The sequence below is a fragment of the Streptomyces sp. NPDC048696 genome, from assembly GCF_043198895.1.
Classification (GTDB): domain Bacteria; phylum Actinomycetota; class Actinomycetes; order Streptomycetales; family Streptomycetaceae; genus Streptomyces.
This window is the reverse complement of the sequence record NZ_JBICVJ010000006.1, coordinates 328989-344723: the sequence shown is the minus strand read 5'-3', so window position 1 is coordinate 344723 and position 15735 is coordinate 328989. Positions and strand designations below refer to the sequence as shown.

Here is a 15735-nt window from a genome sequence, read left to right as displayed (position 1 = left end):
AGCTGCCCGTATCGGAATATCCCTCTAATCGGTTAAATGCCCTTTTCGGGGACATGTCGCCGACGATGCCCGGGGATACCTGACACGGACACGACCGCACACCCTGGGGCACCCGCGTGGGAACCGCGGGCGGCTGCCCGGCAGGAGACAAGGAAGTCCCATGGCCACCCTGTGCCGACCCGCAGTAGCCGTACCCGAGCATGTGATCACACAGGAGGAGACGCTCGCGCTGGCCCGCGAGACGCATGCCGACCATCCGCAGCGGGACCTCGTCCTGCGGCTCATCAAGAACACCGGGGTCCGCACCCGCCATATCGTCCAGCCCATCGAGGCCACCCTGCGCCATCCCGGCTTCGAGGAACGGAACCTGCTGTACGAGGCCGAGGCCAAGGCGCGGGTGCCCGATGTCGTACGGCAGGCGCTGGCCCACGCCGAGGTGGAGCCCGCCGACATCGACCTGATCGTCTACGTCTCGTGCACCGGCTTCATGATGCCGTCGCTGACCGCCTGGCTGATCAACAGCATGGGGTTCAGGACCGAGACCCGGCAGCTGCCCATCGCCCAGCTCGGCTGCGCGGGCGGCGGCGCGGCGATCAACCGGGCGCACGACTTCTGCACGGCGTATCCGCGCTCCAATGTGCTGATCGTGTCGTGCGAGTTCTGCTCGCTCTGCTACCAGCCGACCGACATCGGCGTCGGCTCGCTGCTCTCCAACGGTCTGTTCGGCGACGCGATCTCGGCGGCCGTGGTGCGCGGCGAGGGCGGCACCGGGATGCGGATCGAGCGCAACGGCTCGCATCTGGTGCCGCACACCGAGGACTGGATCTCGTACGCCGTCCGCGACACCGGCTTCCACTTCCTGCTCGACAAGCGCGTCCCGGGCACCATGGAGATGCTGGCGCCCGCGCTCAAGACGCTGGTGGCGCAGCACAGTTGGGAGATCCCGCAGATGGATTTCTTCATCATCCACGCGGGCGGGCCGCGCATTCTGGACGACCTGTGCCACTTCCTGGACCTGCCGCCGGAGATGTTCCGCTTCAGCCGGGCCACACTGACCGAGCGCGGCAACATCGCCAGCTCCGTGGTCTTCGACGCGCTGGCCCGGCTCTTCGCCGACGGCGGCGCGGCGGACGGCGCGGGCGGCATGATCGCGGGGTTCGGCCCGGGCATCACGGCCGAGACGGCGATCGGGCGCTGGTCCTGCGCGGCCCCGGTCGCGGCGATGAGCAACTGATCCGCGGCAACCGGCTCAGTGCTCCGGGGGCGCCTGGCGGGCGCACGACGTCCCCTCGTCCGGCAGGGTGCCGTCGAGCAGGAACGCGTCCGCGTGCTCCCGTACGCACCGGGAGGCCGTGTACCCGCCGTGCCCCTCGCCCTCGTAGGTGAGCACCACGCCCTTGCCGAGGCGCCGGGCGGTCTCCGCCGCCCACTGGTACGGGGTGGCGGGGTCGCCCCTGGTGCCGATCAGCAGGACGGGCGGCGCGCCGGTCCGGTCGATGCGGCGGATGTAGTCCGTGCCGGCGGGCCAGCCGGTGCAGGAGACGGCCGCGCCGACCTGCTCCGGGCCGAACATCGGGGACGCCTTGGCGAACTTGCGCTCCAGCGAGGCGAGTTCGGCGGCCGGGTCCTTGGGACGCTTGGGCTCGTCGGCGCAGTTGACGGCGAGCAGCGCCTCCTTGCCGTTGTCGTCGGCGGCGCGCCTGCCCTGCGCGTCCTCGCCCGCGAACGACTTGTTGATCCGGTCGAGCGCGGCCGGGTCGCCCTTGTCGCGTAGGGTCGAGATGCCGTACGCGAGGGTCGGCCACAGCTGCTCGGCGTAGAGCGAGTCGGTGACGGCGGTGCGCAGGTCGGCCGAGGTGAACTCGGCCCCGGACGCGGTGCTGGCGGGCTGCCGGTCCAGCTGGGCGACGGTCGCGTCCAGCGTCTTGGTCGCGGCCGCGGTCGTCGCGCCGAGCGGGCAGCCGGCGCCCTGGCGGGCGCAGTCGGACAGGAAGGTGTCCAGGCCGCGCTGGAACGCGGTGGCCTGGGCGAGCGCCGACTGTTCGGCGTCGGCCGTCAGCGAGTCCACGGCGTCGAGCACCATGCGCCCGGTCCGGTGGGGGAACTGGGCCGCGTACACCGCGCCGAGCCGGGTGCCGTACGAGATGCCGAAGTAGTTCAGCTTCTCGTCGCCGAGCGCCTGGCGCAGGACGTCCAGGTCGCGCGAGGCGTTGATGGTGCCCACGTGCGGCAGCAGCTTGCCGGTGGCCTTGCGGCACTCCTGGGCCATCGACCGCAGATCGGCGACGAGCTGCTTGCGGCCCTCGGCGTCGTCCGCCGGGGCGGAGCTCTCGATCTCCCGCTCCGCCGCCGTCCCGCAGCGCACGGGGGCGCTGCGGCCGACGCCCCGGGGGTCGAAGCTCACCAGGTCGTACTGGTCCGCCAGACCTTCTGTGTCGGCGAGGAAGCCGCCGAGGTCCTTGAGGCCGGACTCGCCGGGGCCGCCGAAGTTGAAGACGAGCGAGCCCTTGGGCGCGGTGGCCTCGGGCGCGGCTCCGCTCGGCCCCGCATCCGTGCCCGTACCGCCCGAGCCCGAGCCGGCCGCCCGTATGCGGGCCACCGCCAGCTTGATCGTGCCGTCGGCGGGCCGGGCGTAGTCGATCGGCACGGTGAGCTCGGCGCACCGCATGCCCTGGGGCGCGTCCTTGACCGTGCAGGCGCCCCAGACCGGCCGCTGGGCGTAGAAGCGGGTCAGGTCGGGCTGCGCGCTGTCCGCCAGGGCCGGGACCGCGAGGGCGAGCAGCGCCATCGCGGTCCCGGCGGCGCCCGCTGTCGTACGTCCGCGCATGGCAGACCTTTCGGTCGGGGAGCCCCCGCAGCAAACGTAAGCCGCCGAACGGAGTACCGCACGACAGCTCGCGCGCAGCCGTCACCGACCGTGAGACCCGCAGGTCAGCGCAGCGCCGATGCCTTGGGGGCGACCGGCTCGGCCACGACGGCCGCGTCGGCCTCGCCCGCGTCCGGGGTGGCCGCGTCCGGGCGCTCCTTGCGGGCCGCGAGCACCGCGTACACGAGGACACCCGCGAAGAGGAAGAGCACGCCCTGGTAGACCGCCTCGTAGCCGGAGCCCGCGACCAGCCACAGGGAGAACCCGGCGGCGAGCGAGGCGAGGACGAAGTCGCGGACCAGCCGGGCGCGGTGGACGCGGTGGGACTGGCCGGACGCGAGGAAGTAGAGCTGCGCGGCGGTCGACAGGAGATAGGGGACCGTGGCCGTGAACGTGGTGACCAGGACCAGCATCTCGAAGACGCCCTTCGAGCCGACCGTGTAGTTGTAGACGGTCAGCGACGAGGCGAGGACGACCGTGACCACGACACCCGCCGTCGGCACACCCCGGTTCTTGCGGGCGAAGACCTGCGGGAACAGTCCGTCCTTGGCCGCCGCGTACGGGGTCTGGGCGCTCAGCAGGGTCCAGCCGTTGAGGGCGCCGACCATGGAGACGAGGGCGGCGAGCGCCACCGCGGTGCCGCCCCAGGAGCCGCCGAACATCGCGTTCACCGAGTCCGTGAAGGGCGCGGTGGAGTCCACGAGCTTGTTGTGCGGGACGGTGCCGAAGACCGAGAGGGTGCCCAGGAGATAGATCAGCGCCGCGCCGATGGTGCCGAGGATGGTGGCGCGGCCCACGTTGCGGCGCGGGTCGCGGACCTCGCCCGCGCTGACCGCGGCCGACTCGACGCCGAGGTAGCTGAAGAGCAGGATCGCCGCCGACGCGGAGACCGCGCCCATCGCGCTGTGGTCGTCGGCCTGGAACGGGCCGAGGTTGGCCGGGTCGAAGAAGAACAGACCGCCGACGGCGACGAGCAGCAGGGGCGCGAACTTCAGGACCGTGGAGACCAGTTGGACCGCGCCCACATAGCGGGTGCCCGCGAAGTTGGCGAGCGCCGGGAGCCACTGGAGCGCCAGGGCCGCCGCGATGGTCGCCGCCTTGGACTCGTGGATCGGTATCAGGACGTCGAGGTAGCCCACGGCCGCCACGGCGAGCGCCGCGTTGGAGACCCAGGTGGTGATCCAGTACGACCAGGCGGCGAGGAAGCCGGCGAAGTCGCCGAACGCCTCGCGGGTGTAGACGTACGGGCCGCCGGTCTGCGGCAGCCGCTCGGCGAGCCGGCCGAAGACGAGCGCCAGCGCGATCGCGCCGACCGTCAGGACGACGAAGGCGAGCAGGCTGATGGTGCCGAACGGGGCGACCGACGCCGGCAGCAGGAAGATCCCGCCGCCGATGATGTTGCCCATGACCAGAGCGGTCGCCACCGGCAATCCGAATTGCCGGGCATGCTTGCTCTGGGAATCTTGTGTGGTCATGGGGTGGTGCGCCTCTCTCCGTGCCAAAACCTGACCATGGTCGGGTACGGCGAACGCGGCGCAAAATCAGGCGGATTTGTCCTGCACGGCCCGGTCGTCCACCGGAAATGATCCTTCCGCTTCCGGTCGGCGCAGGGATTCCTCCTGACGCCGGGATTCCTGCCGACGCGCGGATTCCTGGTGACGTACGGGTTCCTGCTGAAGCACGGATTCCTCCTGGCGCCGGGAGATCTCCAGCGGCACCTGCGGCCCCGCGCACTCGCGCAGCCAGCGCCGCAGCACCCGGTGCACCTGCTCGGCGCCGGCCAGCTCCGCGCCGTCGGCCACCGGCGCCGACAGGTCGCGCGGCGAGAGCAGGAAGGGGTGGCCCTGCTCGCCGCCGAGGCCGCCGTGCGAGCCGATCTGCTCCTCGAAGGCGTGCACCTCGCCGGTCACCGGGTCGTACATCGAGTTGACCATGATGTCGGCGGTGTGCGGAAAGGTGTCGGTGCGCCGCACCGCGTCGGCGGCGCCCGGCGCGAATCCGGCCAACGGTCCCTGACCGTCGGCGAGTTCCGCGAGCGGGACCTCCACCACCTCGTCCGCCGCCCGGCCGCCGATGACCACCGCGCCGTGCTCCTCGCTGCGCACCAGCAGGAACCCGATGCCGGGATGCCCGGCGAGGGTGCGCAGCAGCGCCGGGTGGCGGCGGTCGATCTCCTCGCGGGAGAGCCGCCCCTCGGTGTCCGGGAAGGAGACGAGCCCGAGGTTCCCGGAGGCGAGCACGATCGGGTCGGAGGCGGGCCCCGGCTCCCCGTTCTCCGCGACCGGCCGGTGCAGCGCGACCCGGACCGCGTCACGCGCCTCGGCGCCGCTCTTGGTGCGCCCGGCGCCGCGCGGCACCGAAAGCCCGCACCCGGCCCGCACCAGGTCCTTCAGGGTCAGCCCGTACGCCCCCGCGAAGGTCTCCCCCGGGCTCTGCCCGTGGTCGGAGAGCAGCACGATCCGGTACGCGCGCGGGGCGTGCTCGGCGACCTTGGCGATCAGCGCAAGGGACCGGTCGAGGCGGTCCAGGACCTTGTCGGCGTCCCGGCTGCGCGGCCCGGAGTGGTGCGCCACCTCGTCGTACGCCACGAGGTCGGCGTAGACGGCGGTGCGCCCGGCGAGCATGTCGCCTATCACCGCCGCGACCACCACATCGCGCTCCACGACGGTCGCGAACGCCCTGATGAACGGGTAGAGCCCGCCGCGCCGCACGCGCGGCGCGTCCCCGCGCAGCCGCGCGCGGGTGGACTGGCCGATCTCCCGGCCGACCTCGGCGACGAAGGAGAGCGCGGTGCGCACGGAGTTGGCCGGGTCCGAGAAGTACGCGAAGTAGCCCGCCCGGGAGCGGTTGCGGCGGCCCCGCCGGGCGGCCATCGACAGGACCAGGGCAAGCTGGTCGGCGCCGCCGGAGAAGAGGTTGCCCCGGCTGGCGCCGTCGAGGGTGAGAAGGCCGCCGTCGCCGGTGCGCTCCACGGCCCGGCGCTGGAGCTCCACGGCGCTGGCGGGCCGGTTGGAGACCATCAGCTCGCCGGTGTCCTTCTCGTACCACCGGAAGGCGGGCACGTCGAAGGTGCAGCCGTGCAGGATGCCGAGCTGGCTGGCGCCGGTCTGGCTGGACCAGTCGGTACGCCAGGGGGTGAGCCGGTGGGTCTCCTCCAGCCAGCCCGCGACGGTCGGCATCAGACCCGCGCCGACCGCGTGGCACAGCACGTCGTGGCCGACGCCGTCGAGTTGCAGGAAGACCGTGCCGGGCGGCTCCGAGCCCCGGTCGTCGTCGCCGCGCCGCCGTCTGCGCCGGTCGGCGAGGCGCGAGAGCCTGCGCCGGTAGGCGTTGTCGTCCCGGACCGCCAGCGCGGTCGAGGTGGCCGAGGCCACCGCCGACATCACGGCGGCCACCACCACCGCGGTCTCCGGCTTGGCCGCGCCGCGCCCGCTGGGGATCAGGCTCAGCGCGATCAGGAGCAGCGAGCCGTTGAGGAAGAACACCAGCAGGCCCAGGACCAGCGCCGGGACCAGCAGGAACGCCCGTACGACCAGCGGCCACACCAGCACGCTGAGCAGCCCGAAGGCGCCCGCGCCCCAGGCGGCGGTGAGCGCGACGCGGGTGACGCTGTCGCCGCCGGCGGACTTGAGCTGGAAGTCGGGCAGGATCCCGGCCAGCGCCATCATGGTGAGCGTGGAGACCGCCCACACCACGACCACCCGCATCAGGGCGCTGCCCGCCGTCCGCCATCGCCCTGTGTGCACGCCGCTCGTCACTGCCTCTCGCCTAGCCGTTCCCTCCCAGCGTGTCACAGCGACGGAAACCGGCCAGGGACATTGTTTGCGGGCACCCAGGGGCGCGAGGCTGTGTCGATATGCGGCTCCGCCGCGGCCCGCAGACGAAAGACCACACTCCCAGCGGAGCGCTCAGCAGCCGTCGTACCCCGCCGTAGGCATCGACAGCCTGCGGTGGATGTGCGCCTTCTTGGCCGCGTCGTAGGACGGTTCGTCGAGCCCGGCCGTCTCCAGCCGGACCCCCCGGCGCTCGCACTCGGCGGAGAACTCCGGCACCGACGTCAACGCCCGGGCCAGCACCCGCTCGTTGGGCGCGACGAACACGTCCACCTGGCCCGCGTCCACGTCCGCCCACAGACCGACGTGGTCGGGACGCAGACCGTAGAAGAGCAACTGCCGGGTGACGACGTACCCCTTGTCGGCGGCCCAGCGCGCGCACATCTCGTGCTGGCTGCGGGTGTCGACCAGGAAGGGGTCCAGGTCCAGTTCCTCAAGCGGCGTCAGACTGGCGATCGCCGCCACTCGCACGTCACTCATGCCCGTCCCCCATGCTTGGTCGTGGTGGTGACCCTACTCCTGGATCACGGTGGCGAGGAGTATCCGCACGAGTGGCAGATCTTCCAGCCGTCCTGGGTCACCGCGAGGATCCCACCGCACCGCGGACACTGCTCGGAGTGCATGATCATGCCGGGCCGTCCCTTCGTGGACCCGATGCCTACCCCGGGTCCCCTCCATTGCGCCCCACGACACTTAGGCTCGTACCCAACAGCGCGCGTGGTGGGTTTCGAGCGGAGGAGTTTTCCCGGTGCCGGTGGAGATCACCTGGTGGGGTCATGCCACCTGCACGGTCGAGGACTCCGGCGTACGGGTGCTCACCGATCCGCTCTTTGCGCGGCGCCTGGCGCATCTGCGCCGCCGCCGGGGCGCGGTGCCGCCGCCCGAGGCGACCGCGGCCGAGATCGCCCTCGTCTCGCATCTGCACTCCGACCATCTGCATCTGCCGTCGCTGGCCCGCCTGGCGCCCGGCACCCGCCTCGTCGTGCCGCACGGCGCGGTCCGGGCCGTGCCGGGCCTGGCCAGGCTCGGCCTGCGGATCACCGAGGTGCGGCCCGGGGACCTGGTCGAGGCCGGGGACCTGCGGATACGGGTGGTGAGCGCGCACCACGACGGGCGACGGCTGCCGTTCGGGCCGCATCGCTCGCCCGCGCTCGGCTATGTGATCGAGGGCCGGGCCCGCACCTACTTCGCCGGGGACACCGGGCTCTTCGACGAGATGGCGGCCGAGGTCGGCCCGGTCGACGTGGCGCTGCTGCCGGTCGGCGGCTGGGGACCCTTCCTCGGCCCGGGCCATCTGGACCCGGGCCGGGCCGCACAGGCACTGGTCCGGCTCGCGCCGCGCTCGGCGGTACCGGTGCACTACGGCACGTACTGGCCGATCGGGCTCGACGGGGTCCGCCCGCATGAGTTCCACGCGCCCGGCGACGACTTCGTGCGCCATGCGGCTCGACTGGCGCCCGGCGTGGCGGTGCACCGGCTGCTGCACGGCGAGAGCGTACGGCCCGAGGTCGCCCGGTGATCGCCGCGTTCATGGCCCGGGCGGCGGGCCAGGTGCCGCCGGAGTCGACCCAGCAGGCGCTCGGCTATCCGTCCCTGTTCATCCTGGTCGTGCTCGGCTCGCTGGTACCCGTGGTGCCGACGGGGGCGCTGGTGTCGACGGCCGCGGTGGTCGCCTTCCACCAGACGGCGTGGTTCTCGCTGCTGCTCGTGTTCGGGGTGGGCGCGCTCGCCGCGTTCCTCGGGGACATCGGCCTGTACTGGCTGGGGCAGCGGGGGGTGCGTTCGCGCAACGGGTCGCGGTGGCTGGCCGCGCTGCGCGACCGGGCGGCGCCGGACCGCCTCGAACAGGCCCAGCGCAAGCTCGACGAGCACGGCGTGCCCGTCCTGATCCTGTCCCGGCTGGTACCGGCCGGGAGGATCCCGGTGATGCTGGCGTGCCTGCTCGGCGGGATGCCGCTGCGGACCTTCGTACGGGGCGATGTCCCCGCGTGCCTGGCCTGGGCCGGCGCGTACGGCCTGATCGGCATCCTGGGCGGCTCGCTCTTCCCGGAGCCGTGGCAGGGCGTGGTGGCGGCGGTCGCCCTGACGCTGCTGATCAGCGGGGGGCCGGGGGTGTGGCGACGGGTACGGGGGCGGGCGCGGGACGGGTCGGCCAAGGCACCGGAGCAGGCACCTCGGTAAGAGCCTGTCTTTGAACCCCCGTCGTCCGCCCGGAGGGCGGGCGCAGCGGCGATCGGTGCGTGCGATCGGCGTGCGTGCCGACCGCCGCAGCGCAGGCGGGGGTTCAAAGACAGGCTCTCAGGAGCCCGCGCCTGCTCGGGTGCCCGCACCGATGTGGGGCGCTCACGCCGCCAGAACCCGCGACGCTCCCACCGGCAGGTCCCACAGCCCGTCGCGCGGTCTTCCGGTGCGCGCCCAAGCCGCCCGTACCCGGGCCAGCGGTTCGAGGACCGGCTCGGCGGACAGGACGAACGTGCCCCAGTGCATCGGCGCCATCCGCCGCGCCCCCAGGTCCTCGCACGCCTGCACCGCCTCCTCCGGGTCCGCGTGCACGTCCCGCAGCCACCAGCGCGGCGCGTACGCCCCGATCGGCAGCAGCGCCAGGTCGAGCGCGGGGTGGCGGCGGCCGATCTCCTTGAACCAGTGGCCGTAACCGGTGTCGCCCGCGAAGTAGACGCGTCGGCCCCTGCGGTCGCCCAGGACCCAGCCGCCCCACAGCGAGCGGCAGGTGTCGGTCAGCGAGCGCTTGGACCAGTGGTGGGCGGGGACGAACTCGAAGCGGACGGGCTCCCGGCCGGGCACGTCGAGTTCGGCCGCCTCCCACCAGTCGAGCTCGGTGACCCGGGTGAACCGGCGGCGCCGGCACCAGCGGGCGAGGCCCGCCGGGACGAACAGCGGGGTGTGGCGCGGAAGTCGGCGCAGGGTCGGCGCGTCCAGGTGGTCGTAGTGGTTGTGGCTGATGACCACGGCGTCGATGGGCGGCAGGTCATCCCAGCGGACCCCGACGGGGGTGAGCCGGGGCGGAGTGCCCAGGATGCGGCGGGACCAGACGGGGTCGGTCAGCACCGTGAGGCCGCCGATCCGCACCACCCAGCTGGCGTGCCCGGCCCAGGTGACCGCGACCGCACCGGTGTCCACGGCGGGCAGCGGCCCGGGGGCGAAGGGCAGCTCGGCGATGCCCCGCAGCCCCGCCGGGGACGGGCGCAGCGCACCCTCCCGGGCGAGCCGGGCCAGCGCGCGGACCCCGGGCAGCGGGTGGACGAGCCGGTCGGCGAACGACCGGGGCCAGTGGCGGAGCTCGCCGAGCGGGCGCAGGGCGGGTGCGGTGAGGGGTGGAGCGGGGGCCGGTGCGGTGAGGGGTGGGGCGGCTGCCGGGCGAGCGCTCTGCCGCGTCCACCCACTCTCTCCCGTATGAGATTCCGTCTCTCCCGGCTGCTCCTTCTGTTCCGTCATCCGGGCGGCTCCATTCGAGGGGACGGGGTCGTCACGGGGGTCGTCAGAGCGTTTGGAGCGCGGACCCGAACGCCTCCAGCGCCTCGGCCACATGCGTGAGGGCGAGCGGGTCCGCCGCGTCCAGCACCTGGGCGCGCTGCTGAGGGGTCGACCCGAGCAGCGGACCCGTGGCGAGCCGGACCCGCAGCGCGCCCAGTTCGTCGCCGAAGCGGTGGCCGCCGGGGGCGGGGGCGCCGAGCCGGGCGGTCAGGTACTCCTCCAGCTCCATCGAGTCGGTGACGCCGCGCGCGGCGAGAGCGGCCCGCAGCGGGCCGAGGTCGGCGTAGAGGTGGCGGCCCGCCTGCGGCGGCCGGGCGAAGGCCCCGGCCGCCAGGACCGCGCGATGGGCGGCGGCCGCGACCGCGCCGTGCACGGCGGCGGCCCGCCGGGTCCGTACGGCGACGGGGTCCGGCTCGTTCAGCGCGTACGCGGCGGCCGCCGCGACCGGGCCCGCCACGACCGAGCCCAGGGCGGTGAGGACGTCGAGGGCGCGGGCGCGGCGCTGGACGCCGCGTTCGGTGGCCGGAAAGCGGGCGACGGCGGCGTGCCAGCCGGCCGGGGTGAGCGCGCCCGCCAGGTCGCTGAGGACCGTGACGTCGTCGGGGCACATCTCGGCCGGGCTGAACAGCACCGTGTCGTGCGGCCGGTGCAGGGTGTCGCGCCAGGTCTCGTCGCTGATGATGTGCAGTCCCTCGCCGACGGCCGCCTCGCAGGCCTCGCGCATGGTCTCGGGCGGCGCGACCGTCGCGGTCGGGTCGTCGGCGACCGAGAGCACCAGGATCCTGGGCAGCCCGCCCTCCGCACGCACCCGGCGCACGGTCTCCAGGAGCGCGTACGGATCGGGCACGCCGCCGCATTCGGCCGGGGTCGGCACATGGTAGGCGGGCCGGCCGAGCAGCCGGGCCTGCGGCGTCCACCACGCCGGGCACGGGCGCGGCAGCAGGATGTCGCCCCCGTACGCCGCGAGCAGCGCGAACAGGAGCGGCTGGGCGCCGGGCGCGGCGGCCACCAGGTCCGGGTCGGCGCGCAGTCCGCGCCGCTGCCAGTAGCCGCAGGCGGCGGCGCGCAGTTCGGCGCCGCCGCCGAGGGGTTCGGGGTCGGTGCGCCCGGCGGCGCCCGCCAGGACCTCGGCCAGTTCGGGCAGCACGGGCAGCCCGGGACCTGGCGCGGGCGGCCCGTAGCGGACGGGTCCACGGCCTTCCGCCACCGTCCCGTACATGCGCCGCCTCCTTCGCGCCCCGCCGTCTCGGGCCCCTGAGCCCTTTATACGGAGGTTTGCTCGGCGGCGCCGCTCCGCATGCGTACGAGGGTGGGGCGGTCGGGGCGCGCGGGGTCAGGCGGACGGGCGCAGGGCGGCCAGCTCGTCCTCAAGGCCACGGCCCTTGGTGCGCACGACGCCCTCGGCGACCTCGGACAGCTTGCGGTTGGCGCGCTGCGACAGGGTCCGCAGCACGCCGAACGCCTCCTCGGCGCCGCAGCCCAGGACGTGCATCACGATGCCGCTGGCCTGGTCGATGACCGGGCGGGAGCGCAGCGCCGCCTCCAGCTGCTCGACCTCGGCGAGCGCCGCGTGGTAGCGGCGTTCGCGCGCGAGCCGGGCCGTGGTCTCCTCGCCGAGGATGCCGATGACCGAGCGGGCGGCCTCGTCGAGGGGGCCGGGGCGGAAGCTGTAGAGGCTGAGGGTGACTTCGATGCCGGAGCGGCGGAAGGGGAGGGTGACACAGGCCCGTACGCCCGATTCGAGGGCCAGCGCACGGTATCCGGGCCAGCGGTCCTCGGTCAGCAGGTCCTCGCTGTCCACCGGCACGCCGACGTCCAGCGCGGTCGGGATGGGCCCGTCGCCGCAGGCGAGCTGGACGGAGGCGAGCGGCGCGAGGTCGGGGTGGGTGGCGGTGACCCGGCGCTCGGGTCCGCTGTCGGCGATGGTCGCGACGGCTCCGCAGGTGGCGGGAGCGCAGCGCACCGACTGCTCGGCGAGCCGGGACAACATGCGTACAGGGGTGGCGGATTCGGATTCCGGTCGTTGGCGTTCCAGCTCGGACAACATGGAAGACCTCCTGTCCGGCGCCTTCCCCCTGGCGGGCCCGGGAAACGGCTGGACCGGCTAACTTGCTGGTATGACGCAGACGGCGGACGAATTCGGCGAGGAACTGGCGGACTTCGTCAGACGGGTCGGCGAGCTGCGCACCGCGCGCTCGCAAGGGGCCGGGGAGCAGCTGACGGTCCTGGACGCGGCCCTATTCGAACTCCAGCACGTGGCCGAGCAGTTGTGGCCCCGCTACGAGCAGTTCGTCACCGGCGCGGGCACCGCGGGCGGCTCGCCCGGCGACCGGCAGGAACGGCAGCTCCTCAAGGCGCTCTTCCAGCGGATGCCGCTGCCGGTCTTCCTGGTCGACCGCGAAACGGTGGTCCGCAGGCTGAACTTCGCGGCGACCGGCCTCACCGGCACCCGGGCCGGATACGCGACCGGGCGGCCGCTGGCCGCCCTGCTGATGCCGGGCGACCGGGGCGCGTTACGCTCGCAGGCCGCCGCCGTGGCGCGCGGCGACGGCGACCGCGGCCTGACCGTACGGCTCCAGCAGCGCCCCGAGGAACCGCTGCTCGCCACGCTGACCGCGCTGCGCCCGCCGGACGAGCCGCACCCGGCGGTGCTCGTCGTCCTGCAGCCGGGGATATCCCGGGCGACGGCCGCCGCACCGCCGCCCGAGCTGCCCGATCTCGGCGAGTCGACCCGGCACGCCGAACTCATGGACCTGATCGACACGATGGCGGGGGCGCTGCTGAGCCTCGCGCCGGGCGAGCGGGGCGAGATCCTGGAGACGGCCGCCCGGGTGCTGTGCGGGCGCTTCGCCCAGTGGGTGGTCGCCGATCTGGTGGACGGCGGGCTGCGGCGCACCAGCGTGCTGGGCCCGGCCGCCCGCGAGTCCACCGCCCTGCGGCGGCTGGTCGCCGCGCAGGACCCCGCCTCCTGCCCGCTGGTGGCCGAGGCGGCCCGGGCCGGGACCACCTCGCTCCAGGTGCAGCCCGAGGACACGGACGGCTTCGGCCACGACCCGGCCGGTGCGCCGGTGCTCGCGCTCGCCGATGTGACGTCACTGCTGTGCGTACCGCTGGGGGCGCCCGGCCCCGTACAGGGAGTGCTGACGCTGTTCCGTACGGGGTCGGCGCGGCCCTTCTCGATGGCGGAGGGGCAGGCGATGGACGTGATGTCCCGCCATACCGCGCTGGCTATGCGGCGTCCCGCCGGGGCGGGCGACGATCGCGCGGAGCCTGGTCCCGAAGGGCCTGGTCCCGCAGCCGAGTGCAGCAGCGGGTGATCAGCCGGGAGACGTGCATCTGCGAGATGCCCAGGTCCTCGGCGATCCGGCTCTGTGTCATGTCCCCGAAGAACCGCATGTAGAGGATCTGCCGCTCCCTCGGCGGCAGTCGGCGCAGCCCCGGTTTGACGGCCTCGCGGTCGACGACGACGTCGAGCGCCGGATCGGGCGCGCCCAGCGAGTCGCCGAGGCTGAACCCGTCCTGTGCGCCCCGGAGTTCGGCGTCCAGGGAGAGCGCGGAGTAGCTGTCCAGGGCTTCGAGTCCGGCCTTGACCTCGTCCTCGGTCATCCCGGTGTGCGCCGCGAGCTCCGCGACCGAGGGGCTGTCGCCGCCCGCGGTCTGGGCGAGCTCCTGGCGGGCGGCGCGCACCCGGCCGCGCAGATCCTGCACCCGGCGCGGCACGTGCAGGGTCCACATGTGGTCGCGGAAGTGCCGTTTGAGCTCACCGGTGATGGTCGGCACGGCGAAGCTCTCGAACGCGGCGCCGCGCTGCGGGTCGTACCGGTCGACGGCCTTGACCAGGCCGAGCGCGGCGACCTGGCGCAGGTCCTCGATCGCCTCGCCCCGGTTGCGGAACCGCCCGGCCAGCCGCTCGGCCATCGGCAGCCATTGACGGATCAACTCCTGCCGCAGCGCTTCTCGCTCCGGCCCTTCCGGCAGGGAGATGAGGCGGGCGAAGGCGGCCGCGGTGTCGGGTGCGTCGTCGTGCGGGTGCTTCGCTGTGGCGTGTGCGTGTGTACGCATGCGGAACAGTCCCTCGAACGGTGGAATCGGATGGTTGTCACCGTGGGGAGGGCCCGAACCGGGTGTGCGGCCGGTGGGCTCGGTCACGTCCGGAGCGGGCAGGCGCTCCCACGGACGTGCCTCCGGTCCGAAGCACGACAAGCGCATGCCCGGGGCCACCCGGTCCAAACACCCTTGGATACGTGCATGGTTCGCCGTGAGAGGGGTACTGCGCCGCGATACACGAAAACGGGCACGAGACGGAGACGAGGCTGACTGCGATGGCAGAGTACGTCCGGGACGTCATGACGGCGGGTGTCGCGGCGGTTCGGCCCGACGCCTCGCTGGTCGAGGCGGCCCAGCTGATGCGGGCCCAGGACATCGGAGATGTGCTCGTCGCCAAGGGTGACGAGGTGGTCGGGGTGCTCACGGACCGGGACATCACCCTGCGCGCGGTGGCCGACGGGATGGATCCGCTGACCGTCAGCGTCCAGTCGGTGTGCACCCCTTCACCGGTGTGCGTGGGGCCCGACGACGAGCTGGAGACGGCGGTACGGCTGATGCGGCGGCACGCGGTGCGCAGGCTGCCGGTGGTGCTCGACGGGTGCCCGCTGGGCATGGTGAGCCTCGGCGACGTGGCCGAGGCGCAGGCACCGCGCTCCACGCTCGCCGCCATCAGCCGGGCCGCTCCGCAGACCTGGCCGGAGCGGCCGTCGCCGGGGTTCCGGCCGGGCGCACCGGAATCACCGCAGCTCTGAATGCATATGAGGGTGCGTCAGGCCAGCGTCAGGGGTTCAGGCGTCGCGGCCGAGCATCGCCAGGAGCCGGGTCTGCGCGTCGGCCCCGGCGGGCACCTTGACCGGCGCGTCGAACAGGCTCCGGGGCAGTTCGTCGGCGTACTGTCCGAACTCGCGCGCCGCCGCGTCGACCAGGGCGTCCGGCAGCCGCTCCTCGGCGCCGATCGCCCGCGACAGGTCCCAGGAGTGCACCACCGCGTCCGCCACCATCTGCGAGCAGTACGCGGTGGCGGGCGTCTTGCCGTACGAGAGGTGGACCGTGCCGTCGAGCGCGCCCGGCCCCGCGAACGCGGCGAGGGCCGCGTCCTTGGCCGAGTCCCAGGCGGCGACCGGGTCGTCGCCGAGCACATCGCCGTCGAAGGCGTCGCCGACGTCCGCGAGGGAGCGGCCCTCGACGAGCGGCGGCACCCACAGCTGCTCGACGACCAGATGGTTGACGAGGTCCCGCACGGTCCAGTCGGTGCAGGGTGTGGGGAGGTCCCACTGGTCGGGCCGGACGGCGTGGACGCGGGCCCCGAACAGGGCGAGGGCTTCGCGGTGGCGGTCGAGGAGCGGATCGCGGTCCGCGGCTGCGTGGGAATCCATGGGGCCACTCTCGCGAATGCGGCGCCACGGCTCAAGCGCTGATCGAGTCGCGGGCGCGACCCGAAGCGTCGGCCCCGCTCCGGGCGCGCGGCCCGGGCGCCGCCTGCGCCGCCCGCGCCGC

14 protein-coding genes are annotated in these 15735 nt (G+C 73.8%); 5 read left to right on the top strand and 9 right to left on the bottom strand.

Features of this window, described 5'->3' with window-relative positions:
• Positions 1-160 precede the first annotated feature (160 nt).
• A complete protein-coding gene (locus ACGFRG_RS15540; RefSeq protein ID WP_361419485.1) occupies positions 161-1234 on the top strand; it encodes a type III polyketide synthase in 1074 nt (357 codons plus the stop codon).
• A gap of 15 nt (positions 1235-1249) precedes the next feature.
• Here ACGFRG_RS15540 and ACGFRG_RS15535 read toward each other — a convergent pair whose 3' ends face one another.
• The 4 genes from ACGFRG_RS15535 to ACGFRG_RS15520 all read right to left on the bottom strand — a co-directional run bounded on the left by ACGFRG_RS15535 (position 1250) and on the right by ACGFRG_RS15520 (position 7179).
• Positions 1250-2827, bottom strand: coding sequence for an alpha/beta hydrolase (locus ACGFRG_RS15535; RefSeq protein WP_393264171.1), 1578 nt, complete (start codon positions 2825-2827; stop codon positions 1250-1252).
• A gap of 104 nt (positions 2828-2931) precedes the next feature.
• On the bottom strand, positions 2932-4341 hold the full coding sequence (locus ACGFRG_RS15530; RefSeq protein WP_393264169.1) for an amino acid permease: 1410 nt from the start codon (positions 4339-4341) through the stop codon (positions 2932-2934).
• A 66-nt stretch (positions 4342-4407) separates the two neighbouring features.
• Positions 4408-6573 (bottom strand): phage holin family protein, encoded by a 2166-nt coding sequence (locus ACGFRG_RS15525; RefSeq protein ID WP_393264423.1) that lies wholly within the window; start codon positions 6571-6573, stop codon positions 4408-4410.
• 201 nt (positions 6574-6774) lie between these two features.
• On the bottom strand, positions 6775-7179 hold the full coding sequence (locus ACGFRG_RS15520) for a hypothetical protein (RefSeq protein WP_361419494.1): 405 nt from the start codon (positions 7177-7179) through the stop codon (positions 6775-6777).
• Positions 7180-7447: 268 nt separating this feature from the next.
• Here ACGFRG_RS15520 and ACGFRG_RS15515 point away from each other — a divergent pair, with 268 nt between their 5' ends.
• Positions 7448-8218, top strand: coding sequence for an MBL fold metallo-hydrolase (locus ACGFRG_RS15515; protein ID WP_393264166.1), 771 nt, complete (start codon positions 7448-7450; stop codon positions 8216-8218).
• 11 nt (positions 8219-8229) lie between these two features.
• Complete coding sequence (locus ACGFRG_RS15510; RefSeq protein ID WP_361420077.1) at positions 8230-8880, top strand: DedA family protein; 651 nt, start codon at positions 8230-8232, stop codon at positions 8878-8880.
• Positions 8881-9042: 162 nt separating this feature from the next.
• Here the strand turns inward: ACGFRG_RS15510 and ACGFRG_RS15505 are convergent, their stop codons facing one another.
• From ACGFRG_RS15505 to ACGFRG_RS15495, 3 genes are all read right to left on the bottom strand, one after another.
• A complete protein-coding gene (locus tag ACGFRG_RS15505; protein WP_393264163.1) occupies positions 9043-10152 on the bottom strand; it encodes an MBL fold metallo-hydrolase in 1110 nt (369 codons plus the stop codon).
• A 43-nt stretch (positions 10153-10195) separates the two neighbouring features.
• The gene (locus ACGFRG_RS15500; protein WP_393264160.1) at positions 10196-11410 is read right to left on the bottom strand and encodes an aminotransferase class I/II-fold pyridoxal phosphate-dependent enzyme; all 1215 of its coding nucleotides are present in this window, start codon (positions 11408-11410) and stop codon (positions 10196-10198) included.
• A gap of 114 nt (positions 11411-11524) precedes the next feature.
• Positions 11525-12181: an ANTAR domain-containing protein gene (locus ACGFRG_RS15495; RefSeq protein ID WP_361419506.1), complete on the bottom strand. Its 657-nt coding sequence runs from the start codon at positions 12179-12181 to the stop codon at positions 11525-11527.
• A gap of 127 nt (positions 12182-12308) precedes the next feature.
• Here ACGFRG_RS15495 and ACGFRG_RS15490 point away from each other — a divergent pair, with 127 nt between their 5' ends.
• Complete coding sequence (locus ACGFRG_RS15490) at positions 12309-13508, top strand: PAS domain-containing protein (protein ID WP_361419509.1); 1200 nt, start codon at positions 12309-12311, stop codon at positions 13506-13508.
• Here ACGFRG_RS15490 and ACGFRG_RS15485 read toward each other — a convergent pair.
• Positions 13420-14253, bottom strand: coding sequence for an RNA polymerase sigma factor SigF (locus ACGFRG_RS15485; RefSeq protein ID WP_393264157.1), 834 nt, complete (start codon positions 14251-14253; stop codon positions 13420-13422). The genes ACGFRG_RS15490 and ACGFRG_RS15485 overlap by 89 nt on opposite strands.
• A gap of 260 nt (positions 14254-14513) precedes the next feature.
• On the opposite strand from ACGFRG_RS15485, the gene ACGFRG_RS15480 reads away from it, so the two are divergent.
• Complete coding sequence (locus ACGFRG_RS15480) at positions 14514-14990, top strand: CBS domain-containing protein (protein ID WP_361419515.1); 477 nt, start codon at positions 14514-14516, stop codon at positions 14988-14990.
• A 36-nt stretch (positions 14991-15026) separates the two neighbouring features.
• Here the strand turns inward: ACGFRG_RS15480 and ACGFRG_RS15475 are convergent, their stop codons facing one another.
• Positions 15027-15614, bottom strand: a complete 588-nt coding sequence (locus ACGFRG_RS15475) for a TIGR03086 family metal-binding protein (protein WP_393264154.1) — start codon at positions 15612-15614, stop codon at positions 15027-15029.
• Positions 15615-15735 lie beyond the last annotated feature (121 nt).

Coding starts and splice junctions, on each gene's coding strand:
- ACGFRG_RS15540 (WP_361419485.1), top strand. CDS start 161: ATGGCCACCCTGTGCCGACCCGCAGTAGCCGTACCCGAGCATGTGATC.
- ACGFRG_RS15535 (WP_393264171.1), bottom strand. CDS start 2,827: ATGCGCGGACGTACGACAGCGGGCGCCGCCGGGACCGCGATGGCGCTG.
- ACGFRG_RS15530 (WP_393264169.1), bottom strand. CDS start 4,341: ATGACCACACAAGATTCCCAGAGCAAGCATGCCCGGCAATTCGGATTG.
- ACGFRG_RS15525 (WP_393264423.1), bottom strand. CDS start 6,573: ATGCGGGTGGTCGTGGTGTGGGCGGTCTCCACGCTCACCATGATGGCG.
- ACGFRG_RS15520 (WP_361419494.1), bottom strand. CDS start 7,179: ATGAGTGACGTGCGAGTGGCGGCGATCGCCAGTCTGACGCCGCTTGAG.
- ACGFRG_RS15510 (WP_361420077.1), top strand. CDS start 8,230: ATGGCCCGGGCGGCGGGCCAGGTGCCGCCGGAGTCGACCCAGCAGGCG.
- ACGFRG_RS15505 (WP_393264163.1), bottom strand. CDS start 10,152: ATGACGGAACAGAAGGAGCAGCCGGGAGAGACGGAATCTCATACGGGA.
- ACGFRG_RS15500 (WP_393264160.1), bottom strand. CDS start 11,410: ATGTACGGGACGGTGGCGGAAGGCCGTGGACCCGTCCGCTACGGGCCG.
- ACGFRG_RS15495 (WP_361419506.1), bottom strand. CDS start 12,181: ATGTTGTCCCGGCTCGCCGAGCAGTCGGTGCGCTGCGCTCCCGCCACC.
- ACGFRG_RS15490 (WP_361419509.1), top strand. CDS start 12,309: ATGACGCAGACGGCGGACGAATTCGGCGAGGAACTGGCGGACTTCGTC.
- ACGFRG_RS15485 (WP_393264157.1), bottom strand. CDS start 14,253: ATGCGTACACACGCACACGCCACAGCGAAGCACCCGCACGACGACGCA.
- ACGFRG_RS15480 (WP_361419515.1), top strand. CDS start 14,514: ATGGCAGAGTACGTCCGGGACGTCATGACGGCGGGTGTCGCGGCGGTT.
- ACGFRG_RS15475 (WP_393264154.1), bottom strand. CDS start 15,614: ATGGATTCCCACGCAGCCGCGGACCGCGATCCGCTCCTCGACCGCCAC.